General features: G+C 44.8%; 15 protein-coding genes. 6 read left to right on the forward strand and 9 right to left on the reverse strand.

The genetic code is table 11. The features are described from left to right. Nucleotides 1-1,647, reverse strand: a 1,647-nt coding sequence (locus V7K49_RS04970; RefSeq protein ID WP_335204735.1) for an alkaline phosphatase family protein, incomplete at its 3' end; no start/stop codon positions are given. 171 nt (nucleotides 1,648-1,818) lie between these two features. Between V7K49_RS04970 and V7K49_RS04975 the strand changes: the two genes are divergently transcribed. Beyond that, nucleotides 1,819-2,037 carry a hypothetical protein gene (locus tag V7K49_RS04975; protein WP_334865712.1) on the forward strand — a complete coding sequence of 73 codons (219 nt, stop codon included), beginning with the start codon at nucleotides 1,819-1,821 and terminating at the stop codon, nucleotides 2,035-2,037. Nucleotides 2,038-2,078: 41 nt separating this feature from the next. Here the strand turns inward: V7K49_RS04975 and V7K49_RS04980 are convergent, their stop codons facing one another. Continuing rightward, the gene (locus tag V7K49_RS04980; RefSeq protein ID WP_335204804.1) at nucleotides 2,079-5,180 is read right to left on the reverse strand and encodes an esterase-like activity of phytase family protein; all 3,102 of its coding nucleotides are present in this window, start codon (nucleotides 5,178-5,180) and stop codon (nucleotides 2,079-2,081) included. Between the two features lie 833 nt (nucleotides 5,181-6,013). Here V7K49_RS04980 and V7K49_RS04985 point away from each other — a divergent pair. Beyond that, nucleotides 6,014-7,549 (forward strand): FAD-dependent monooxygenase, encoded by a 1,536-nt coding sequence (locus V7K49_RS04985; RefSeq protein ID WP_335204736.1) that lies wholly within the window; start codon nucleotides 6,014-6,016, stop codon nucleotides 7,547-7,549. Nucleotides 7,550-7,979: 430 nt separating this feature from the next. On the opposite strand, the gene V7K49_RS04990 is transcribed toward V7K49_RS04985, so the two are convergent. The 4 genes from V7K49_RS04990 to V7K49_RS05010 form a co-directional block, all read right to left on the reverse strand. Beyond that, nucleotides 7,980-13,436 carry a phytase gene (locus tag V7K49_RS04990; RefSeq protein WP_335204737.1) on the reverse strand — a complete coding sequence of 1,819 codons (5,457 nt, stop codon included), beginning with the start codon at nucleotides 13,434-13,436 and terminating at the stop codon, nucleotides 7,980-7,982. A gap of 252 nt (nucleotides 13,437-13,688) precedes the next feature. Then, entirely contained in the window at nucleotides 13,689-13,937 is a 249-nt protein-coding gene (locus tag V7K49_RS04995; RefSeq protein ID WP_335204738.1) for a hypothetical protein, read from the reverse strand. Nucleotides 13,938-14,247: 310 nt separating this feature from the next. Continuing rightward, nucleotides 14,248-15,030: a COP23 domain-containing protein gene (locus V7K49_RS05000; RefSeq protein WP_335204739.1), complete on the reverse strand. Its 783-nt coding sequence runs from the start codon at nucleotides 15,028-15,030 to the stop codon at nucleotides 14,248-14,250. A gap of 441 nt (nucleotides 15,031-15,471) precedes the next feature. Continuing rightward, nucleotides 15,472-16,350: a phosphodiester glycosidase family protein gene (locus tag V7K49_RS05010; RefSeq protein WP_442948637.1), complete on the reverse strand. Its 879-nt coding sequence runs from the start codon at nucleotides 16,348-16,350 to the stop codon at nucleotides 15,472-15,474. Nucleotides 16,351-16,802: 452 nt separating this feature from the next. Here V7K49_RS05010 and V7K49_RS05015 point away from each other — a divergent pair, with 452 nt between their 5' ends. Then, nucleotides 16,803-17,123 (forward strand): hypothetical protein, encoded by a 321-nt coding sequence (locus V7K49_RS05015; RefSeq protein ID WP_335204741.1) that lies wholly within the window; start codon nucleotides 16,803-16,805, stop codon nucleotides 17,121-17,123. Nucleotides 17,124-17,405: 282 nt separating this feature from the next. On the opposite strand, the gene V7K49_RS05020 is transcribed toward V7K49_RS05015, so the two are convergent. From V7K49_RS05020 to V7K49_RS05030, 3 genes are all read right to left on the reverse strand, one after another. Continuing rightward, a complete protein-coding gene (locus V7K49_RS05020; protein ID WP_335204742.1) occupies nucleotides 17,406-19,607 on the reverse strand; it encodes a PAS domain S-box protein in 2,202 nt (733 codons plus the stop codon). 534 nt (nucleotides 19,608-20,141) lie between these two features. Next, nucleotides 20,142-20,549 (reverse strand): Uma2 family endonuclease, encoded by a 408-nt coding sequence (locus tag V7K49_RS34525; RefSeq protein WP_442948638.1) that lies wholly within the window; start codon nucleotides 20,547-20,549, stop codon nucleotides 20,142-20,144. Between the two features lie 389 nt (nucleotides 20,550-20,938). Then, nucleotides 20,939-21,631 (reverse strand): TetR/AcrR family transcriptional regulator, encoded by a 693-nt coding sequence (locus tag V7K49_RS05030; protein WP_335204743.1) that lies wholly within the window; start codon nucleotides 21,629-21,631, stop codon nucleotides 20,939-20,941. A gap of 123 nt (nucleotides 21,632-21,754) precedes the next feature. On the opposite strand from V7K49_RS05030, the gene V7K49_RS05035 reads away from it, so the two are divergent. The 3 genes from V7K49_RS05035 (at nucleotide 21,755) to V7K49_RS05045 (ending at nucleotide 24,363) form a co-directional block, all read left to right on the forward strand. Beyond that, complete coding sequence (locus V7K49_RS05035; protein ID WP_335204744.1) at nucleotides 21,755-22,504, forward strand: SDR family NAD(P)-dependent oxidoreductase; 750 nt, start codon at nucleotides 21,755-21,757, stop codon at nucleotides 22,502-22,504. Then, nucleotides 22,449-22,904, forward strand: a complete 456-nt coding sequence (locus tag V7K49_RS05040) for an aldo/keto reductase (RefSeq protein ID WP_335204745.1) — start codon at nucleotides 22,449-22,451, stop codon at nucleotides 22,902-22,904. The genes V7K49_RS05035 and V7K49_RS05040 overlap by 56 nt, the downstream gene beginning before the upstream one ends. 115 nt (nucleotides 22,905-23,019) lie before the next feature. Further along, entirely contained in the window at nucleotides 23,020-24,363 is a 1,344-nt protein-coding gene (locus V7K49_RS05045; RefSeq protein ID WP_334865700.1) for an adenylosuccinate synthase, read from the forward strand. Nucleotides 24,364-24,463 lie beyond the last annotated feature (100 nt).

The following is a 24,463-nucleotide window of genomic DNA, read 5'->3' on the forward strand; positions in this document are numbered from 1 at the left end:
GACGGGTGCATAGTCTACATAGCCTTGTTTAAAGTCAGGGCCAATAGCCTCCATGTTATTGAAGGTGTCACCTCGACCAAAGCGGAACTGCATCCCCTGCCCTTGCTGCAAAGTTGTGTCAGCAATCTCTACCTCAGCTTGAGGGTTATTTGGGTTATTTCGGTCTGTGCTAAAGGTTTTGAAGTTGATAACAATAGATGGAACTGGTGTTTGAGCATCACCTTTTAGCCCGATCGCACTCAGTGGTAAAGCACCTGGAATAGTTCCATAGGCGTCGTCTACAAAAATACCACTGATGTAGTCTTTTTGTGAGAGCAAATTCACTACCTGTTTGGCTTGGTCAGCATTGCCATTAGGTAAATAAATTAGGTCAGATCCCCCATTCGCAGCTACAACTATCTTTGTGCCTAAGTCAAGTTGGCCATTAATTACCTGACCTGTACCACCAATTACACCATTCCCAGAAATAGGACGTTGACCTTGTGTGGCATCAACAGTCGCATACTGGATGTGCTTCAGGTCTGGGGGGAGGGTCGTAGGGTTAGGATCGTATAGGGGTAGACCTAGATCATGAGCCAAATCAATCGCAACAAAGCCTGCTGGTAAAAATCCCTGATTTACGCCGGTATATGTTTGGGTGGCAGCATAACTTGTAGTTTTTGTGCCTTGGCTATCAATAACTTGTTTGCTGATGGTAGAAAAACCGTGGTCGGAAGTAATAAAGACATCAGTAGTTTTGTCTAAGCCTGTACTCTTGAGATAGTCAAGAAGTTGCTTTAGATTATTATCAGCATTTTTGACCCCAGCTTTTGAAGTAGTACCATTGATACCTGGTGTCAAGGTGTTTAAGCTATCACCCTGATTGTGCTGACTACCATCGGGATCTCTTGACCAGTACACCAATGCGAATGGTTTACCCTCTTCCTGAAACTTGGGTAAAATTACTTTAGTAGTGGCATCTGCAAAGTATTGTTGTTGAGCCACATTGGCATTCAGGGTGCCAGGAGTTGTATTATTACCAGCTGGCTGGACTCGCGTTGTCGGTTTTACATCTAGACCAGCGGCTTGTAAGCGATTGACAATATCTGGAGCAAGTGGAACAGCAGAAGGTGAACCAGCGGCTGTAGTCGGCGGTGTTACACCATTTGTACTGTCATCAATAATTATTGTATTCGGAGTAGGAATAGTACCTGTAGTACCACCTTCTCGGTTAACTTGTGTGACATCTTGGATGGCAACGGGCCCTAATTTACCAACTGCTGCTGTGTTGAAACCCTGCGATCGCGCATAAGCTAGGAGTGACTCTTCATCTAAAAAGTTGTTACCGGGAAACTTTTCGTCAATATCCCCCAGAACAGAATCATTTTCAATGAATGGCGTCACACTACCATTGGCATTAGGACTAGGAAAACCAGTGTAGATAGTGTTACTAAAGTCACCTGTATCACCAAGATAATGCCCCGTTGCGATCGCAGAAGCATTCGGGGTAGTAAATGTCGGAAACAGCGAATGACTATTGGCAAAACTAACTCCCTGCTGACGGACACTATATAAAGTTGGGGTATCAGTGGGGTTTACGGAACCGTTACGCAATCCATCTGCAACAAAAATAATGACATTTCTACCGTTGCCCTTTGTATCAGTCATCCCGACTACTCCTTAAGTATTGTGAGCTACGATTAATCACAGCAATTGTGTGTCTGTAGAGTGAGCAATTAATTACACTTAACCCAAGCGAAAAATTCTTGACTACAAAAACCTGAGTAGTATTTGGCGACAAAATGCTTAGTGTCCACATAAATTGGTGGAGACAATTAAATGAATATAACTTTGGTCACTGCCTCAAAAGATAGTTGTTCAATGTTTAAGGAAAGTTATAAACAAGTTAAGGTTTTGGACAAAAAGCAGAAGGTTCCTTACGAACAAAAAGATCCCCGACTTCTTCAAGAAGTCGGGGATCTGAGCCTTTCGGTGGAGAGCAAATCAAATATGATTGCTATATCACTCCTCTGCATTAGTAAAATCGCGAGAGCTTAACTAATTTTGAATGTTTAATCTAAGCTGTAATCATTTTTCGGCTAAACGACACTAGCAGAAAAAACGAAATCATTTGCAGTCAGGCTAGTTGATGTAATTCCAACTAATGAAGCCAACTCTATATTTCCAGTTTTCACTAAGGTGTTACTACCCTGTTGCAATAGTGTTAGGGCACTAAACTGAGTCATACCAATACCACCAAGCCCAATTTTATCAATGCCGATTGTAAAATCAGTCACGATGTTCTTGCTAGTTGGCAAACTAGCGTTAGCAATCCAGAATTGATCAGCACCAGCACCGCCACTGAGGCGATCGCCACCTCCTTGACCAGCAAATAGCACATCATCACCATCGCCACCAAATAGCAAATCATTGACATTAGAGAAGAGTTTGTCATCACCGGAACCACCGTAGAGATGGTTATTGCTACCGCCACTGCTGAGGGTATCATTGCCTGAGCCACCGAATAATGATTGACGAGAACCTTCAATTACTGTGAGAGTATCATCACCTGCCGCCCCAAGTAAATTATTACTACCACTGGCTTCCACTACGGTAATAACATCATTACCATTGCCACCATCAGCATTGGTATTTTGAGCCGGGCCATTTTGACCAATAAATAGCTGATCATTACCCTCTCCACCGGATACTGAGGAGTCACTGCCGACTAGCACCGTGTCTTCACCCTTTCCAGTCTGGATTGTGTTACCTTTTGTACCTTCTACAAAATCTGCTCCATCACCTGTGAATAGGGTTTGATTTGGCTGAACGGTAATATCATTGCTGCTAGTGGAGCCAAAATTAATTTTTTCAGCTTGAGGTTGACCTAAGCCAGGAGCAAGGTTAAGGGGCTTTTCCAACTTCAGCAGGAGAATTTCATTGTTGTCTATTACTGGATGCTGAGGATCATTGCCAGGACGACCTGTAGAGAAGGGATAATTGTTGTCATTAGCTACCAAAATGGTGTTTTTGTCAACAACCAGAACATTTTCAATGGTTTGGAATGGGAAGTTGAAGGTGGTCTTACCGTCCCCATTCAGGTCGTTGGGGTCTTGGATGTTTAACAAGTCTGCAACTTCTTCTTTAGCTACATAGCCATTAGAATCTGTTTTAGATAGGTCTACTTTGTAGATTTTCTTGAATTTAGCCGCAGCCCCTTGATTGTTATCCCGCTCAATAACTAGGTACTCATTATCATTAATGACTGCTAAATCCCCGATCGAATTTGACGGATTATCCAATCTGTAGTAACGTAACTGATTACTGTATTTGTGGCTAGCAATGTCAAATTCGTTAATCCGCAAAGCACCAGGAGTATCGCCCTGAACAGTCCCCTCTAGCAGTAGGTAGAGCTTAGTTTTGCTGGCGTTAATTGCTCCACCTTCAAAACCTTTGGAGCTACCCAAGTTAGCAAAAGCATCTCCTGAGAGAACATCGGGGTTTTGTGGCGATCGCACCACATTATACTGAGGATCATCTCTGAGTTGATCTCGTACTTTATCGCCAATATCTGGAAAGTCTGTAAATAGCGCATCTACCCCTAATTGATAGAACTGCTGAATTTCTAGTGCTAGCTTGCCTTTGTAATCTGCTGCTAAGTATTGATCTTCTGCACGGAAGGTGTAAGGGTGAACTTGCAAACCTGCGTTGTGAGCATCTTGAATTAAGGTAGTGGGAGGTAACGTTGTTTTGTCAGCATCATTTACTACCCCGTCTCCATTCACATCATCAGCTTTGCCATCGCCATTGGCATCAGTACCTTTGACGCTAACAATCATCCGCTTCCAGGGGCCAATGCCATCAGCATAGGTGGCAACTTCAGTCAAGCCTTTTGGAGTTCGTAAGTCGCCATAGGTGCGAGTGTCACCACTCACCTTCAGGTCATAAGGCTGACTTTCTATGATCTTACCGTTGATGTCAATGTCACTTGCATCTAGAAGTTGAATAAGTGGGATATTCACCCCTGCCGCAGGCATAATGCTATCATGCAACTGTTTGAGATTACCCACTTCAAAGGACTGGATGAAGATCCGACTAGGATCAGTGAAGTTATTTGCCTTCAGTGTATCGATTAGTAGCTGACTAATGTTTCGGTTAATTTTGTTTGTGGTACCTACATAGGTAGCTTCTTGAGCCAAGTATGTCGGGTGCTTAGTTTCAGGATAGATACCAATCTTTTTACCTGTTGTCGCTTCTACATTTTTAACTAGATTGATGATTTCCGTGAAGGTAGGAATTTCAAATTGATCATCAAAGGAGTGATCTCGGAAAGGTAGACGTTCTTCTGCCCGTAAAGTCTTGATTTCAGCTAAAGTGAAGTCTTCAGCAAACCAACCTGTAATTGTGTTTCCATCTAAACTTACTGTTTTCTTGCGATCGGCAAACTCTGGATGTTTGTAAACATTTGTGGTTGTGTTGTTGAAATTGACAGTGCCATCAGCGTTCAAAACTGCTAAAGCAGGCTCATGGCGAGCAATTAACACGCCATCTTTTGTAACTACCAAGTCAGGCTCAATGAAGTCAGCGCCTCTCTCAATTCCTTGCTTATAAGACTCTAAGGTATGTTCTGGACGATAGCCAGCTGCACCCCTATGACCAATAACTTTAGGTGCTTCTCCATCTAGAGTCTTGAATTGGTCAGGTGTAGCAATGGGAGCCTCTAATAACTTACCAGTGGCATCAAAATGTAGCAGGTAGGGGCCAAACTCGTCTCCAACCCAGATTGTCCCGTTTTTATCAAAGACGAATGACTCTACATCAAAGTCTGCACCAGTCAGTAATCTTCCATTAGTTCCCTCATTCACAATTTGGAAAGGAACCTTGTTGTTAGGGTCAGATAGTTGGATGTAATCTAAAACTTTAACACTACCATCTCCATTCTCTGTTCCCTTGAAATTCGGGTCTAGACGATTGATTCGCAGTAGAAAATCTGCACTATTATCTTTGCTACCGTAACCATTATCTGACAGGAAGTAGAAAGAGTTACTATTAGCGAATTGTACACCACTGAAGCCTTGAATTGGCTGTCCTGGGAAAGATCCCGTTCTGCCATTGGCTGAGACTTCCTTACCAGAAGCCGGGCCATCACTAAAGGTATCAGCGGGTAAAGAGGCAAAGCCTACTAACTTAGTTGCCATAATTAGAATGTTTTTTGGTAATTTTGATTTAACTGGATTACAAGCTATTCAAGTTCTCTCATACATTAGTTGTGGGAAAAATAACTTATGTTCTCACGCTAAAAACCGGAATTACGGGTAAATTTGAGAATTACAAAAATATAGTTCGGGCAAGTCCGTTAAGTCCGATTTCGTCTGAACGCCGAGAATACATTTACAAAAACGTATTTTCTCAGAGTTATTGAAAGCTTGAGAACTGATAATGTAATGTCAACTACTAATCTCTGTTAGGGAGTCATGAGTTTGGAAGACTGAGATTTAGAATTTCAATCTGTCGATAGTAGTTATGAGAAAACTTAGCTAGCACTAAAGATGTTTCCATGAAAAGATTAAGATAAGAATAAATTAAACAGAAGAAGTGATTAAAATCCACTCATATCAAAAAATAATATTTATTAAAGTTTATAAATCAATATAGTTCAGTTAAGTATTTTTTTCTTCTCTCTGTGTTCTTAGCGCCTCTGCCAGAGGCTTTGCCAACGCGCAGCGTCTCGCAGAGAAGGCGCGGAGGATGCAGAGAGAACAAAGAAATGCTTAACTGAACTGTATTGATAGCAATTCTAAATAAGTTGTAAGAGCCTGTTTACGATCTTTTTTTGCAAAAAGGCTGAAATGTGCGTAAACTGAGAGGATGAGAGAAAGCTAAGTGAAGCACGCCAAGAAACAACGAAACATTTCATTAATGCTTTTCAAAGCAATCATACGAACTAACTTTTATGGACACGGATGTGCTTGTTGCCGTAGCCGGACTACATGTCATCTCTGCCAACCAATAGGTGATACAAACTGAAACACTCATGAATAACAACAAAAAGCAATCGGTTTACGATGTCATCATTTCCGGGGCTGGCCCCGTAGGACTTTTCCTTGCTTGTGAACTGGCTTTAGGCAAATGTTCAGTCCTGATAATGGAAAAGGCAGAGAATCCGCATTCGCCATTGAAGCAACTTCCTTTCGGGATCAGGGGACTCTCGGCACCAACTATTGAAGCGCTTTACCGTCGCGGGTTGCTAAAAGAACTTGAGATACATAAACGCCTTAAAGACCCTCACAAAACCTCAGCCCTTGGACAAGGGTCACAACCCCGTCGTCAGGGAGGACACTTCGCGGGCATTCCATTTCTTGACAGCAATATTGACCCTTCACAGTGGAAGTATCGCCTCCCAAGCTCAACCGACACCAGTTTGATATCTGAAATCGAGGAGCTTGAATCTGTGCTGTCTCGCCGAGCAGAAGTCTTGGGTGTAGAAATCAAGCGCGGGCTTGCTGTGACTGGCTTTCATCAAACTGAGGACGGAGTCACTGTTCAGTCCGGTGACCAATCTTTCAAGGGTAAATGGCTCGTGGGTTGCGATGGAAGCCGTAGTGTTGTTCGCAAGGCGGGCGGTTTTGAATTCGTCGGTACGGAGCCAGAATTTACTGGCTACTCTGCCCAGGTTGACATCGCCAACCCGGAGAAGCTAAGTCCGGGCCGAAACGTGACACCAACAGGCATGTACTTCCAATCCCAGCCAGGTTACCTAATAATGCAGGATTTTGATGGCGGGGCATTTCATAATGCAGAAAAGCCAATCACGCTTGAACACGTGCAGGAGGTTCTACGCCGCATCTCGAACACCGACGTTACTATCAATGTTCTGCATATCGTGACCACGTGGACTGACCGAGCACGGCAGGCTACAACCTACCGCAACGGACGGATTCTTTTAGCTGGCGATGCCGCGCACATTCATTCGCCGTTGGGAGGTCAAGGGCTTAACCTTGGACTGGGCGATGCCATGAACCTGGGCTGGAAGCTCGCTGCAACCATCCAAAAGAAAGCGCCGTCAGGCTTGTTGGACAGTTATCATACTGAACGACACCCAATTGGTGCACAGGTTCTGGATTGGTCACGCGCCCAGGTTGCAATCATGAGACCAGGCCCACATGCCCGCGCGCTGAATGCAATTGTCCGCGACCTTATGAATACTCGCGATGGTGCCACCTATATTGCAGGAAGGGTGTGGGGCGTTTTCACACACTACAATTTTGGTGGCGACCACCCTCTAGTAGGCCACAGCGTTCCCAACTTTGAATTCAAAGACGGTGCAAGAATTGGCGAGCTCATGCACGATGGCCAAGGGATACTGCTTGATTTTGATATGAATGCATCACTTGAGACTTTGGCGACTGAGTACAGTGACCGAATGAAGTATGTTTCGGGCCGGACGAAAGAACAATTAGGCTTAAGCGCTGTACTGATACGCCCTGATGGGATTATCGCCTGGGCCTCTGAGAGCGAACCTAATGGGGAATCAATCAGACAAGCTGTTGCTCTCTGGTTTGCTCGATAGCCTTAAGTTCCAATATCATCAAATCCATCTAAAGTTGTATTAATTCCGCAATAGGACTGCTATATACTAAATATTTATGCTTTGAGATCCAAACTATTTCTGATCCTTCTCAAAAGATAAAACTTGAATTTTTGCAGTTTTAATTTACTAGCGATCGCATCAATTTTACAGTTACTTGTAAGGCAATACGCTTGGGATGACGCAAGGCGAACAATCTAAGTACAGTTCATATTTAATTAATTCGTAGCGAATAAAATTTGCAATACCTTGCAATGCCAATGCATCCCAATACAATGTTAATGCATCCCAATACAATGTTAATGCGTCCCCCTGCAATGCCAATGCATCCCGATACATTGTTAATGCATCTTTTTACAATGCCAATGCATTGGGATGCGTTAAAAACGCTACGCTTTTACACAAAACTGTACTAAGGCACGACACTAGCAGAGAAAACGAAGTCATTTGCAGTCAAGCTAGTTGAGGTAATTCCCAGTAATGAAACCAACTCTGTATTTCCGGTTTTCACCAGAGTCGTACTACCCTGTTGCAATAAGGTTAAAGCACTAAACTGAGTGATGCCAACACCGCCAAGCCCGATTTTATCAATCCCGACTGTAAAGTCAGTAATAATGTTCTTGCTAGTTGGCAAACTGGCGTTAGTAATCCAGAATTGATCAGCACCAGCACCACCACTGAGGCGATCGCCACCTCCTTGACCAGCAAATAGCACATCATCACCATCGCCACCAAACAGGAAATCATTGAGATTGGAGAAGAGTTTGTCATCACCATCACCACCGTAGAGACGATTATTGCTACCGCCACTGCTGAGGGTATCATTGCCTGAGCCACCGAATAATGATTGACGAGAACCTTCAATTACTGTGAGAGTATCATCACCTGCCGCCCCAAACAAATTATTACTAGCATTAGCTTCCACCACGGTAATAACATCATTACCATTGCCACCATCAGCACTGGTATTTTGAGCCGAGCCATTTTGACCAATAAATATCTGATCATTACCGTCATTCCCGGATACTGAGGAATTATTACCTGCAAGTACTGTATCATCACCGTTTCCAGCCAGGATTGTGTTACCTTGAGCGCCTTCTACAAAGTCTGCTCCGTCACCTGCACTAAAGAATTGTCCTGGCTGAAGATTGACAGTATCGCTGTTACTAGAACCAAAACCGTCCGGGAAAGTAGGCTGTACACCTGTCAGGTTATTGGGTAGTTCGAGAATGCCAAGTTTTTCAGCAGCCGTATTACCCGTAACGTTGAAGTCGTTGTCGTTAATCAAGGCTAGAGTGTTGGGTGCTACCAGTGCTAGACCTTCTAATTTTTCCACTCCGGTATAACCCAACTGAGCAGCATTAGCGATTAGGCTCTTAGTGACAGGGGTAATATTGGCAGCAGCTAACTCAGCAGTGGTAAGTTGTTCAATAGTCTTACCAGCTGGCAAGGTAAAGTTAGCAGGGTTGTTGATGTTGGTCGCCCCGGCTAAATCAATTTGGTAAATTAGTTTATTACCAGCAGATGTAGCATTGTCGTCTCGCTCAACTACCGCAAATTTGCCGTTAGCCAAAGAGACTGCATCACCAATCTTATCGGTTCCTGGTAAACCTTGTAGGCGATATAAATACTCTCCTGTTACTTGCTTGCTGACAATATCAAACTCCAAAATTCGCAGATTGAGAGAAGCTTTGGAAGTCGCATCATTGGCAACATCGGGATTATCGATCGCACTCTGAATAAAAGCATATAATTTATTACCTTCCAGCGCTACAGCTTCAAATCCCCGGTTATTGCGGCGTTGGGCATAAACTGCTGGCAATACCTCAGTGCCAAAAGTTCCAGCTGGTTGATCTGGATTGGGTGCTGTGGCAGTTCCTTGGGGAATAAAGCGGTCAATCAACTTACCATCAACATCAAAGTGGTAAATTGCCGGACGGTATTCATCTACCATCCAGTAATCTCCATTTTTCGCAACTACAATCCCTTCTAAGTCTGCACCCAAAGGATCGTTTGCTAGGGGTTGGTTGTCTAAGTCCACGGCAATTTCATCTGTATAGGCGGTACCATTTGCCCCAGCTTGCAAATTAGGTAGTCCAGTTAATGGCGTCGTCCCATCTTGGCGGAATAGCTTTGTTGTGTTGGTAATATTGATTTCACCTGTACTGCGGTTGAGTTCAAAGCTGACTACTTCAGGCTGGAAGTTGGGTAAGAAAAATGGTCTGTTTGAACCATTAGATTCTCCATTGGGGCCACGGTCTGTATTGGTGACAAATTTCAAGTTGCCATTTGCTGCAAACCCTTGGAAATACAACCCGGAGAAACCACCCAAGAAAATATCTTGACCTTTAGAGGTTGTTCCTAATTTAGGTAAGTCTTCAAATTCATAGATCGTCAGCTTGGGTTGGGCAACAGGATTGCGGGGATCGTAACTTGTGGTGTCAATATTTAGAGAATTGGGGAAGGTATTGGCTATATTCTCCCAAGGCACCAACTTAAAGTTAGAGTTGACGTTTTCACCATCGATTGTCTTAGCAGGTTCATTGGAGCCATCTTGAGTAACAAATAAACCAAATGGGAAGTTAGGCCCCAGTGGCACGTTAATTACATCTGCGCCGTCTGACTCTTGTACACTGTCAATTGAGCCATTGTTACCAATAGCAAAGTTACCCACATATTCGTTATTGCCTTCACGGGTGTAGGCAACAAAGGTGCTATCGCCTTGGCTGGATGCTAGCAGATAACCTGTGCCGTTTTTGCCGTAGTAGATGGTCAACCCTTCTGCGTCATCGGTAAGGTGAGAACCACCCTCAAAACGGACGCGATCGATCAGCTTGCCTGTTGTGCCACCATCTGGTTCTGCCTGGAATTTCCAGATGCCCACATCTTCTTGGGCTATGTAGAGAAAGCCGGTTTCTTGGTCAACCACCATACCCTCTGTTTGGGGAGAACGCCCTGCTGTCGTCGGTGAGGGGATGGTGAACTCCCGCACCAGTTCAGCGCCAATTTTGCCATTACCTTTGTCAATTAGTTTGAACTGAGCTATATCTCCAGTTTGGCGGCGACTGGTAAAGACATAGTAATCATTAGTTACGGGGCTACGGTATAAGGTAAGTCCGTAAGAACTGCGAGTTGATGCAGAATAGGGAGGTTCAAAAGGTGATGCTTGGAAGATAGTGCCAATATTGCGATCGGTGATATCTTCCAAATAGTGACCAGGGGGGCTGGGGTTGGGGTTAATTTTGAAGATTGCTAGTTTATCATTGCCGCGATCGCTAGCTACGGCAATATCAATAGATTGATTGCCTAATTTAAAACCGTATTGCAGGTCAATGTTGTTGTACCGAATGCCACCGGGATTAAGTGTCTGCAACAAATTACCAGATAGGTCATAAACCCGCAGTCCAGCATTTTTTACTGAGGTTAATATTAAACTATCAGCAGCATTTGTGGCATTAACATAGATGGCAGGGTCATCAGCATCAGCCCGTTGAGATGTGGGGAGCGCCGGATCATCAAATAAATTAGGACGAGTTTCTACTGTAGGTGCAGCGGTGGGAACTAAGTCTGCACCTAAAGTGAGGATTTGGGTAAATTGGGTGCTACTAAAGTTGTTGTCACTCACTAGCACAATCGACTGACGACCATCTGCTAGTTTGGGGCCGAAGGCAAGACCCTCAATGTTATCTACTCCATTCGGGTGATTGGCGTCAGTGGGTAGATTCAGGTCATTTAAATTTAACAAAAGACGCTTTTGAGCAGGTTTAATAGCTGCTAGTTGCTCAGCACTCAAATTATTCAGAGAATTGTAGAAGCTAATATCAGTTGCACCTTGCAAAGAAACTTCATAAATTTTGATGGTGTCCCCTACACCTTGGGCAAAGGAGCGTTCTAACGCAAGGAAAGTACCACGATTATCTATTGCCAATAAATCCGCCAACCCATTGTCAGCGGAGCCTGTGCTAGGGTTAGGTGCTTGAGCGATCCCTACGGGGGGCTGCGCCAACGCATCGGTGATGTAAAGGTATTCCTTTTCTGGCTGTCCAGTAACCAGATTGTATTGCAGAATCCGGGAACGGCTACCACTGGTGAGTGAAGCTTTTAATCCATCTTGGGATAGCGCGTTTTCAGTAGCGGTGAATAGGGTTTTCTGGTCAGGTGTAATCGTGAGGCTTTCAAATGCCAAATTATTATAAACACCTGATATCTGCGTATCACCTGCATTTACAATCCCATCGCCGTTAGTGTCTTTTACTACTGGTAGGAATTTGCTGGGGATAAGTAGCGAGCGCACTTCTTGCCCTGTTGTAAGGGAAAATTCCTTAATAAAGGGATTAGTAACGCGACTAGCAGTAGGATTAACTTCGCCTTCCAAAGAGATGAAGACTGTCCCATTATTGGTTAAAGCAATGCCTTCAGGGTCAAGACTGTTGGTTGCAAAAAAGTTGCCTTTGGTATCTTTCAGAGGCGTGACATTGGTAAAAGTCACCCCAGTATCAGCAGTGAAGGTATAAAAACGGGCAGGGGCAACTTGGGAGCGATCGTCTGAGATAGCGTAGTAGCGGTTATTAGCCGCATCATAAGTGACACCTGACAGTCCACCTAATGGAGTAGAAACTCCATTCACAGTTCCCGCAGCACCAGCAGGAATAAAGCTAGTAGCGAAGGTAGTCTGTCTTTCAAAGACCACATTAGAAATGGTTTTACCTGCTTGAGTTGGTCTAGTTTGCACATCTGCGAATACCAAGCGATGGTCAGAACTGGGGAAGGGAAAAATACCTACTGGGGAGAATGTCGGCTCAGTATTCAGCGGCCAAAATATTCCTGAGTTGGCAATTGTCAGGTCAGCGGACGGTAGAACGTAATCAGTCCGCAGGTTTCCGGGAGTTGTATCAGCAAAGTCAGCGGTATCAAAGCTAGGATTACCTTTTTGGCTAGCGTTTGCACCAGCTTGTAAGTTTGCTTGTTGGGGGCCACCAAGACTGGCAGGGATGACATTGGTATTGATATTGGGATTTTGTAATAGTTGCCGGATAGCGTTGTTATAACTGTCACCATCTACGGGGTCAGCATTTTGATCACCCATAATCACAAAGTCTAAACCAGCAACAATACCGCCCGTTTTACCGATATCATCATAGATGTAATCGCCTTTACCAGGAGTTATGTAATCTGCCCAAAAGCGGATCTCATCATGGTTGCGCTTGCCGTTGCGGTCTTCCGGCCCATCAAAGGTTGGGGGTGTGGGGTGGCTGACGAGGACATGAATTGTTTTCCCATTCACCTGAATGGGTACATCCCAATGGCTCTTGGAGGAGAGGCGTAGAACTTTGAGTTCCTGGTCAGAATACCAATCATTTGGCTGTGGTGTTGTGGGATCATCGGGAAGCAAAGCATTGGGCATATCCTTCCAGAGGAAGTTTTGGAAGGTGCGGATGTTGGCAGTGTCAATGGGATATTTGGACAACAGCAACATCCCGTATTGACCAGGAAAATCACCGAATCCGAAGGCATCATCGCCATATCCTGATTTGCCTGGGGTTGTAACTACTGCGCCGTTGTTGTTCAAGTCAAATCCAGAGGCAATACCCGTGTTGGAGGGAGCGATGTAGAAGTAGGGGTAGTCAACGGAAGTCGCACCGTTTTGGCTGATGGCTAAATAATTTTGCCGGAATAGTTTAACTGCCTCTTGGGAGTAGTCAAACTCATTAATTAGCAGCACATCCGGGTTGTTACGCTGGATTATTTCCGCAACAGCTTTTGCCTGAGCATTATCAGGGGTTGACAAATCGGTCACTAATTGACCTTGGGTGTTGCGGTTTAGGGAAGCATTGAATTGGGAAAAGCGGATTGTATTAGTAGTTACCATAAGTTAGTTCTGGAGTAGATTCAAAGTGGGTAAAGATGAGCAAACATTTGAGGCTGAAGAAATGATACTTATTTAGCTCTAACTCCCAATTTTGTCGATATCAATAATTAGTCTGTAAGCGATTTAGTAGTGCTGAGAAACAAACAGCATCAGAAGTCTGAGGGCTAGTACCGCAAGGCGGAAGTCAAAAGTCAAAAGTCAAAAGTCAAAAGAAATACAGCGTAAACGTTTCGTTGATTTGAAATGGGTTGTTTATTTCCGCCGCGCTGTAGTAGTACTGATAATGTCAATGCCACATTCAAAATCCGAAACGTGAAGAAGTTGGAGTGTAAATGTCATTTTTATTACCAGTAAAAGACCGTTGACTGCAAAGATGTACTTTGCAGTTAGAGTGATGGCTATGCCAACACCCTCTGGTGCGTCCGCTACGCGTAGCTTACTTAAGAGCAGGGGTACGGTGAAGGCAATATTAATATGAACAAGATAAAATACGTCTTCCAAACCACTATTCTTAGAGCTTGTGAGAAGACAGCTACATGACTTTTTAGTATTAGTTCTTAATTGGGCATCCTCAAACTATCCCAGTTAGATTAAGAAACAGCTAGCAAAAGGTTAAGACAAAAAATGATTGCAAGTTTGGGGATGCTTTTGTCCCACAGCAATTATTCTCAGCGTGACACTCGCAATCACAGGCAGATTAGAAGTAATTTACCGGACATAATATTAATCAGCGGTTTTTCACTGGATTTGAATTAAGGTGGGTAACAGCCCACCTTAATTCAAATCTGTATTTCAGTATTTCGGTTAGATATTAGCGGAAATTTTGAGGATTTAGACGAGCACCGTTAGGCTGAGACTGACGACGAATTGCTACTCCACTCCGTAAATTGTTTCCGGTGCCGCCATCTTTGCGATCGAGGAAAGGTTTTAGATTAATCCCACTTCTAGATGAACTAACCCGATTATTACCACTGCCTAGAAGTGTGCGTCCTAAATTATATAATTCGTTGCCTCCACTACTGCGATCGCCATAAGTATTAACGGCTATAGTCTGCTGTCCACTGTCAGCAGTAGTCAAGTTTTGGAAAACACTATTGCGGATAACATAGGGGTCTTTCCCAGGCGGTACTGTCAACACAATTCTACAGGTTGGGTTAGCTTCAGTTGTGACGCAGACAATATTTTCGTTATTTTCTACAGCTGTCTGGAGTTCTTGTAAGCCATCTGGGCGATAAAGTTCTAAACGACTGGCAATTGCTGTACAACGCCTTTGTGCATCCCAACCACCGCCCAAAGTCGCAGGTGCCGCCCAAGGAAAGAATTGTCCGGATTGACTTTGTGGCTGATACATGACAGTATACTGACCATTGTAAGTCTGACAGGTAAACCGAGTTGTACCGTCAGGTGAGGGTGAAGGTGGTATGCCTGTCGATGTGTCTATTGGTACTGGTGCTGAACTGCCGCCTGATGGTACTGTTGGTACTACTACACCCTCGCCAGTAGAATCATATTGTGCGATTGCTGCTGAATTGCCCAGACACAAAGATAAGCCAAGACTGCCTAAAGATATAAATCGTAGCAGTTGTGATGACATAAATCATCCTCCAGTAGAAATAGGTAGGGAATTGATAGTTTAAATGACGAAATAATTCTGTTTTTTGATTCATCAAAAAGGCTATTTTTTTCCTCTCTTGCTTTTTTCTCTTCAAGTAGCTTTTTCACTGTGCTTGAATTTCTGCATGATGCCCGACTCCTTTATAGGCATAACGGTTGTAACTACTACGGATAATGAGATTTTCTAAATCACTAACTCGTTTATTACCACCTGGGTGAGAAGATAATCAACTAGGAGGAGCATTTTTTTTTGTTTTTCTAACGTCACCATTAAATTATGCAAGCCAGTGACAACAATTAGGCGTGTGCCTAGTGTATCTGCCTGACGTTCCCTGTCACGGCTGTGAGCGGAATAAATACTTGTGCAAATTTGGAATTAAGAGTGAAAGTAAAGATTTGCTCCCTCAGATAACGTTTTATACTAGTTTTCCTGAACCAGCAAAACTGACTTCACGGGACGCTTGATAGGATTTCCCTCCAAATCAACCTTCCCGTAAAAGGTTTTGCCATTGTAATAAAGCGAAGACGAACTCCCTCCATCCAGATTCATCGCTTTATCAGCACCAAGGGTTTTCATCAAATCAGCTAATGCTGGCAAGGACACCCCAGAGTTCGCGGAAACCGAGGGTTTTTGAGCCACCATAACTAAAACAACGCTGCCATCACGGGTGATACCCACGGCAGTTCTGGCGTTGGGTTGGTTGCTACCAAGTGCATCTCGTTTATTGGCATTATCCACAAAGCCCTCTTTTACTAAGGTGAGTTCTGGTAACAGGCGTGGGCCTGCGCCTATGGCATCGACTAACTGACAACCTGCTGGTGGTGACTGACTGTGTAGGGCAATCGAATAGCGGATAGTTTGCCCACATAAGTAGCGGCGGAATTCTGTGCGATTGAATATTTGACTCAGGTAAGGTTTTAAGTTGGGATTATTCACCAGCCGCTCGTTTTCCTTGGGATTAGCTACTAACTTCCCTTGTATGACAATATATGATGTAGATTTTTGGTTGGCTGGGTCAAAAAAGCCTGCGTTCAAGATAGCTATGGCTCGATGCTTATGGGCAAATTCCTCTATAGTGGCTACTTTCTGTGATAGTGCAGGAGTTACCAAAAATCTGCTATTAGCTGGAATTAACAGGATGTGAGCGATGCTTTGGGGCAAAGTGCGCTCAAAGTAGCGGATAGTTTTTGATTGTGAAGATGCAACAGTTGGTATTGACGGTATTGAGGAACGCAAATTAAACCACAACACCATTGCAAAACTAATTAATATCAAAGCCAGTAGTTTGATTTTTCTCACTTTTAAACTCATTTGTGGTTAGCTCAAACAAAGTTGATTTAATTGAAATACTTTAAGCTTAAAAATAAGCGATTAACTTGGATTAGATGATGTTTTAGTTATAAACAGTCAACCAAAATCCATTGTCAATACTACTCGGTTAAAAAGATTTGTAGGTTGGGTTGAACGGAGTGAAACCCAACAAATCCCTGAAAATGTTGGGTTTTGTTCCTCAAACCAACCTACACCGAAGTGATTTTTTAGGCTTAACCGAGCAGTCTTGGATCCGTTGTGAGTGATTTAGAACAAGCCCATATTCAGGATATTGAAACAATACCCGTTTGTTAGCAAAGATTTCCAAGTCGTTATGTTACCCATTTGTTAGAATTAGGATGTTGCAAAACACCTATCCCTCATAGGGATTGAAACGCTTGAAACTTACTAAATCCCTATTGGGGATTGAAATTAAGACCATGTTACAAACCACAAACCTGAAAAATATTTCCAAAAAATTAGCTATAGCCAGAAATTGTGCTTCTTTCAAAGAAAATGAGGCAATGAGAGCGATCGCATATAGCATGGATTTACTACTACCTGGTTTGTATATATGGTTACTTGGTTTTAGTTTTCGCATTGGTGGGAGCGTACCAGATGATATTCCCTATAAATATCCCGGTAAAATTCACGAGTTAACTGGAATTGCTTTAGTATTACCAGGATATAGAATTTTTACAACTTACCAGGGTAGCTATGACCCTAAACAGACATCAAATACAGGGGATAACAGCTTTTAATTGTACAGTTCTCGACTCAAATACTTTTGAAACCTTAATGACTCAGGCAGGATATTCAATCTCAGGTAGCGCACCTGCACAGTCTAATAGAATAAAAGTATGGTGGATTCATAACGAATACCCAAGAGTCGAATCTGTATATAGTCCAGACAAGAGAATAGTGATAACGGCGTATCATATTAACTAATATTTTTTGTTTCTATTAATCAATTTCCAACATGGGCAGAAAGTTTTGGTTGATAGGATTTTTGTAGTTTGTGATAGTTTCACTAGCAAAATCAATTAGCCATCTCCTATAACCGATTCCAATTCTTGAGAGAGCGAATGTGTGTCTCTGGATGTTGAGGCAGGCAAGTAGACTGTAAATTGAGTCCCTCTACTTATCTGACTGTAAACATTGACAAAACCACCGTGATTCTTAATGATACCCAACGCCGTGGAAAGTCCTAAACCTGTACCTTTGCCTACCTCTTTAGTAGTGAAAAATGGTTCAAAAATCTGTTTCTGGACTGACGACGACATCCCCATACCAGTATCTGTCACTACGATCGCAATATAAGAACCCACTTTAGCATCAATATTTATCTGGGTAGAATGTTCACCAATCACCACATTTTCCGCCGCAATCCTTAAAATGCCGCCATTGGACATAGCGTCGCGGGCGTTGACTACTAAATTAATCAGCACCTGATGTAGTTGAGTTGTGTCTCCACAGACGTTCCACAGATTTTTGGGGATATCTGTTTGATAAATGATGGATTTAGGGAATGTTTGAGCGATAATTTGCTCAATTTCTGCCATCAATGGCTGAATTTGGACAATTGTCTGTTTACTTTCGATGCCCCGCGCAAAAGATAACACTTGCTTGAGCAAATTAGCGCCACGTTTAACATTATTTTCTAAAGTTTGCAGTATTTGCTGACTCTGCGAATCAGGCAATTTCTTCTGCAAGAGTTGAACTGACATTAAAATTGGGGATAGTATATTGTTGAGGTCATGGACGATGCCACTAGTTAAAGTGCCGATACTCTCCAAACGTTGCGATCGCAGAAGTTGAGCTTCCAGTTGTTTCTGCTCCGTAATTTGGGTGTTCACACTCAAGATGGATTTGGGTTGTCCATTATCATCTCGGATCAGTGTCCACCGACTTTCAACGATAATTACTTTACCTTCCCTTGTCAGTTGATGCAACTCACCCCGCCACTCACCCGTATTCATCACCCTTAAGTAAGCATCTTCTACCTGTGGTGAAATCTCTTTATATAAAACTTGCAAAACATCTTTACCCACAACTTCCTCAGCTTTCCAGCCGTACAGACGTTCAGCACCTTTATTCCAAAATAATATTTCGTTATGGATATTTCGCACCAGAATCGCGTCAGTTGATACATCTAGCAACGCAGCTTGTTCACGGATTTTCTGTTCTGCCTGTTTTTGCTGGGTTATATCTCGCGTCAGTGCCAAATAGATAAATGTACCATCAGATTCGTTACGCAATGGTACAGCATAGGTTTCCATGTAGCGGTGGGTGCCTTTAAATCCAACGATTTCAAACTCCAAAGTCCCCTTGTTACCTTGGCAAATACTTTTATGCAAGTCGGCAAAGGCTGCTCTATACTCTGGCACAATTACGGCATCAATTGGTTTACCAATCAAGACATCAGCACTTTCCACTTCCATCATTGCCAGCCCGTAGGCATTAATTTCTAAAAGGGTGCCATCCCTGGCAATTAACTTGATGCATTCTGGTTCTGCATCTATCATGGCTCGTAAACGATTTTCGCTTTGGCGTAGGGTCAGTTCCGTCTGCTGAAGTTGCCTGATATAACGCCACAACAAGTCATACAGCAGCGTCACCAGCACCAAATCCACAATAGCAGCGATAAAAAATGTAACTATCGCCTTTTGGGAACTTGCTTGTAACTGCTGCATTCCCTGCTGTAATAAATTTTGCTCCGCCTTTAAAGAGTCGTGAATTAGCTGCTGGATTCCTTTGCCGATTTGCTTGTCTTTATCAGATAATATTTGCTGCCGAACTGCTTCTAATCCCTGGTTTTGTCTGAGGTAAATTTCTTGTTGCAGAATGTTGAGCCTGTTAGTAATTTTTGGCTCCAGCAAAGAAATCCACTGCTGCTTTTGATGGTTATCAGTAGTTAAATTTCTGAGAATCTGAATATTGCTATTAGTTTGTTGATAGGCTGCAAGATAGGTTTGTAGATCATCTGCATCTGCTGTAATTAGGTAATTACGTTGTGCAGTTTCAGTATCTTTGAGTAGAGATTGGATACTTTCAAGTTGGGTAATAACTTCATAGGAGGATGTCACCCATTGCTGATTGTGAATCAGCTTAACAGTGTTGCTATAGGAGACTACAGCATTAGTCAATACAACTGCCAATGCTAGGATAAATATTGCTTTCAGCTTTTGAACTCGATACCATTTTTTGATCATGCGATCGCCCTTTCTGCCGCAGATGACCTCCATCAATTAAGATTAAAGATTAAAAACAAATACTGAGAATATTTTAAGGATTTTGATAGCACGGGTAACAAAATACAATCTGTTAAAGTTGTAAATATTTGGATTGTTGGGGATGATGATTTATACATAATAGTCATAAATAAATCCGCTGATTTTTAATATAAATTCATTTTTAGCAGTATTATAGCCAATGCAGTTAGGTTCAGATAATTTTCCTATCAATCACATCTGTAGAGACGTTTGATTGCAACGTCTATTGTTTGGAATTGTAATTAACCCCACACTATCCGTAAATCCAAAACAAAACCAGGTAATATATCTTCTCCAGACAAGCTGGTGAGGGACTCTAATACTTCTTTTGGTTGTCATTATGTATAAATTTCGACGTGTTTTTTGAAAAATTAGCTAACCAAGTCACACTTTTGCATCCGTATATTCGCCCATCTTGGCTTGCATCTCGCTCAAACTATCAAATGGAGATTAGCTCTAAAACAAAATCAGGAGCGATGGGAGGAAATTTCTCGCGCTATTCAGTACTTAGTGCATTCCATCTTTGTAATTGTATCCAGGATACATCGGGAGAACGATTGGGGAAAGTTTAAAGCAAGTGGAAAAGTCGAATACTTTTCCAAATTGGGTTTGTTCGTTCCACAGAATAAACCGTGTAGTAAGCTTGGCATTGCATTTTCCAGTTTCTCCCCCCGTTGCTGGCATTACAATTAATTCTCCCTTGGCGTTGCGCTCGAATTTGACATCAGGATTATCCCCAGACAGTTGGTAAAATTGGTCGTTGGTAAGTTTGACGACGTGATTAGGGGTGTGAGTATCAATGGAACAGAAAACCGAGATAAGAAAATCGAGAAGAAAAATAATCAGCTTCGCTAGCCATGTACATACATAGCTGAAAGCATTATTGCAAGAGGGTTTTATAATTTTAGTTAGTATAAAAACAGCGCCTGAATTGTTACATAATTTAAGAACAGATTACCGGGATAAGCCGGAATTCTTAGAAGAAATCGTCCAAAAAGCTGTCCAACTCTTCGCGTGCGTATGGGTCGCGCTGCGGGTCGCAGTTCTCCCCTCACCCCATACTTGGCATCTCGCCAAGCGAGGCATCACGGGAGGCATTACCAGGGGTCGTCTCAGAAAACGGAAAAACAAAGCACGTTAAGACCGCCGCGATGGGTATGACCGCAAGAGGCAACCGGCCAGTCAACTTTGACACGCCTCAGCAAGGTTTCGATCAACTCGTATCATTCGCTTGACTGATAACGCATCTCGCAATCGGCCATACGTCCTATACCTTCCCTGCTTCCGCGCTGCGGTGTGGTTGCTTACAACCGATCTGGCCTGTCGGTCGGTGTCGTGTTCAGATCCGAGCCAACTGACTCGCGCTCGGAAGGCGTGTTCACCGATGGGCTGGCGGTGTATCGCAACCCGTCGACGAGCAGAGCAACCATGCGGCGCGCGTAGTCGGTTTGGTCGTCGTGAGCCGACATACACAGGCTCGCAACCGCTCTCAGTAGGTCGTCTGGCTCGATATCGGTACGCACCTCACCCGCTCTAGCCGCTGCGTCGAGCAATGCTCGTAGCGCGGGCCTGAGTCGCTTATCGAAGTAGGTGGGCAAAGTGTTGAATGCCGGGTTTCCAGAGTGCAAGGCTGTTGCAAGTCCGCGTTTGGTCGCGATGAAGTCCGCGTAGCGCTGCATCCAAAGAGCCAGCGCCTCGCCCGGCGCATATTCCGCCGCCAGGATCGGTGCGGCGTCAGCACAGCCGTCGACTTGGTGACGGAAGACCGCCACGATCAGGTCCGAGCGTTGCGGAAAATGGCGATACACGGTGCCCACGCCGACACCCGCCTTGACGGCGATCTCCCGTACAGGAGCGTCCACTCCCGAAGTGGCGAACACCGCCAGCGCCGCTGCCAGCAACGCGTCCGTATTCCGTTGCGCGTCGGCACGCAAGGGTCGGGACTTCGGGGCTTCGCGCCCGTGGTCATCACTTTTCCCGTCCGCCTTCTTGCTCATTTTCACTCTCCACTTGACAATACGGAACACTGTTCCGTATGATGCGGAATGTAGTTCCGCTTGAGCCAATTTAGCACAGCACAGCGGCGTAGACCACACATCGATGCAAAAAAGGAGATTACTATGCAGGACAAACCCGTCGCCCTGGTCACCGGGGCCAACAAAGGAATCGGTATTCAAATCGCGAAGGATCACGCGGCGCACGGCTTCACCGTGCTCGTCGGGTCGCGTAATTTCAAGGATGGGGAGACCGCGGCGAAGAGCATCGGCGCGGATGCCCACGCCGTCCAGCTTGACGTCACGGATCAGGCCTCCATCGATGCCGCAGCGACGCGCATCCGGAACGAGTTCGGCCGCCTCGACGTGCTCATGAACAATGCGGGCATATCGCATGCGCCCAAGCAGAGCGGGCAGTTCGCGGAAAGCGCGAAGTCCGGTCTCCTGACCGTCGCGCCTCTCGACGACGTGCGCGCGGTGTTCGAGACGAACGTGTTCGGCGTCATTGCCGTCACGCAAGCGATGCTGCCGCTCCTGCGTGAAGCGCCAGCTGGGCGCATCGTCAATACCGCAAGCTCAGGTGGCTCGCTCACGTTAAACTCAGACCCCGCGAACCCGCACCGCGCCATGTTCGGCAACTACTCAGTGTCGAAATCGGCGGCTCACGCAGTGACGCTCGCCTTTGCCCTTGCCCTCGAATCGACAGGCATCAAGGTCAACGCCGCGTGCCCCGGTTTCACCTCTACGGCTCTCAACAACTTCGCGGGCACGCGCACCGTCGAACAGGGCGCACGTGAAGCCGTCCGCCTCGCGCTCATCGGTGCGGACGGTCCGACGGGCACGTTCTCAGACGAGGACGGCCCGGTCCCATGGTGATGTAGTCTCGATCGAACGACTTATTCCAATAGTAGAGGAAACCGGGCTGTCGCTAATGCACATGGCATTGCCCTTCGTGATGGCTCACACCGGCGTAACGTCGGCGATCATCGCTCCGCGCAAGATGGAGCACCTCGACGATTTACTCGCGGCCTCCGAGGTCATCCTAGACGACCAGGTTCTCGACCAGATCGACAAGATTGTTGCGCCTGGCACCGATGTAGGATCGCTCGACGCGTCCTACAACCTACCCGCGATTATGCAGTCGAACCTGCGTCGCCGACCAACCGCCGAGCGCACTGCCTCCTTTATGCCTCTTAACCCGTCCATCGCAGTGGCTCCCCATGAGCGACTGGCGTCCGGCGAGCCACTCTTATTGCAACTCGCGTGTGGTTTGTAACCGCGCTTTTAACTGAATTGAGAACAGCAAAGTTATTCTGGAATAAGCTTGACATGATTCAAACAATATGTTAATAATTATAGTTTGTGGAAACTTTACTTCTTAATATAAGCTCTTGGCTAACGTCATTGTCATAGGTGCCCAATGGGGCGATGAAGGAAAAGGTAAAATAACTGACTTACTCAGCCGTTCAGCAGATGTTGTAGTACGTTACCAAGGGGGTGTCAATGCTGGACACACGATTGTAGTAAAAGGTCAGACCTTTAAACTACACTTGATTCCCTCTGGTATTTTGTATCCAAATACCGATTGCATTATCGGCTGTGGAACAGTCATCGATCCACAGATTTTGATCGCAGAAATCGACCAACTAAAAGAATTAAATATTTCCACTGACCACCTGCTGATATCTGAGACAGCCCACGTAACCATGCCTTATCATCGGTTGATTGATCAGGCATCGGAAGAACGACGTGGAAGCCATAAGATCGGCACAACAGGTCGGGGCATTGGGCCGACTTATGCTGACAAATCTGAACGTACAGGCATTCGAGTTTTAGATTTGATGGACCCCGATGGGCTACGTGAGCAGTTGGAGTGGACGATTAATTATAAAAACGTCATTTTAGAAAAGCTTTACAACTTGCCGCCTCTAGATGCACAAGAGGTGATTGAACAATATCTGGGTTATGCAGAACGCTTGCGACCTTACGTTATTGATACATCGTTAAAAATATACCATGCGATTCAGCGACGGCGCAATATTTTGTTTGAAGGCGCACAAGGCACGCTTCTGGATTTAGATCATGGAACTTATCCCTATGTCACCTCCTCTAATCCTGTGGCCGGGGGGGCTTGCGTTGGTACAGGTGTAGGGCCGACAATGATTGACCGAGTAATTGGGGTGTCGAAAGCCTATACGACACGAGTGGGAGAGGGGCCATTTCCCACCGAATTGGATGGAGAGTTGGGAGAATTGTTGTGCGATCGCGGTGCCGAATTTGGCACAACCACCGGACGTAAACGGCGCTGTGGCTGGTTTGATGCCGTCATCGGTCGCTATGCCGTGCGGATTAATGGCATGGATTGTATGGCGCTCACCAAACTGGATGTCCTCGATGAATTAGAGTCAATCCAAGTTTGTGTCGCCTATGACATAGATGGCGATCGCACCGAACACTTCCCCACCAGTTCCCGTAAATTTGCCAGATGTCGCCCCATCTATAAAACCTTACCAGGATGGCAAGTGTCAACAACTCACTGCCGCACCCTAGAAGAGTTGCCACAGCAAGCACTGGACTATCTAAAATTCCTCGCTGAATTGATGGAAGTCCCGATCGCGATCGTCTCACTAGGAGCTAGCCGCGATCAAACCATAATCGTAGAAGACCCCATCCACGGGCCCAAACGCGCTTTATTGCAGGCCGACGGCACACCTGCTACCTTGCTAAGTGCTTAGTTAAAAGTTAAGAGTGAAGGAGTTAACAGTTAAAAGTGAAGAGTGAGTAATTAAATCAAAACTCCAAACTCCTGTACAGACGCGATTAATCGCGTCTACT

The organism is Nostoc sp. (assembly GCF_036919675.1).
GTDB lineage: Bacteria > Cyanobacteriota > Cyanobacteriia > Cyanobacteriales > Nostocaceae > Nostoc.

Excerpts from the sequence above, each read along its gene's own strand:
- V7K49_RS04975 (WP_334865712.1), top strand. The coding sequence starts at position 1,819 with ATGAATATAACTTTGGTCACTGCCTCAAAAGATAGTTGTTCAATGTTT.
- V7K49_RS04985 (WP_335204736.1), top strand. The coding sequence starts at position 6,014 with ATGAATAACAACAAAAAGCAATCGGTTTACGATGTCATCATTTCCGGG.
- V7K49_RS04990 (WP_335204737.1), bottom strand. The coding sequence starts at position 13,436 with ATGGTAACTACTAATACAATCCGCTTTTCCCAATTCAATGCTTCCCTA.
- V7K49_RS05000 (WP_335204739.1), bottom strand. The coding sequence starts at position 15,030 with ATGTCATCACAACTGCTACGATTTATATCTTTAGGCAGTCTTGGCTTA.
- V7K49_RS05015 (WP_335204741.1), top strand. The coding sequence starts at position 16,803 with ATGTTACAAACCACAAACCTGAAAAATATTTCCAAAAAATTAGCTATA.
- V7K49_RS05020 (WP_335204742.1), bottom strand. The coding sequence starts at position 19,607 with ATGGAGGTCATCTGCGGCAGAAAGGGCGATCGCATGATCAAAAAATGG.
- V7K49_RS05030 (WP_335204743.1), bottom strand. The coding sequence starts at position 21,631 with ATGAGCAAGAAGGCGGACGGGAAAAGTGATGACCACGGGCGCGAAGCC.
- V7K49_RS05035 (WP_335204744.1), top strand. The coding sequence starts at position 21,755 with ATGCAGGACAAACCCGTCGCCCTGGTCACCGGGGCCAACAAAGGAATC.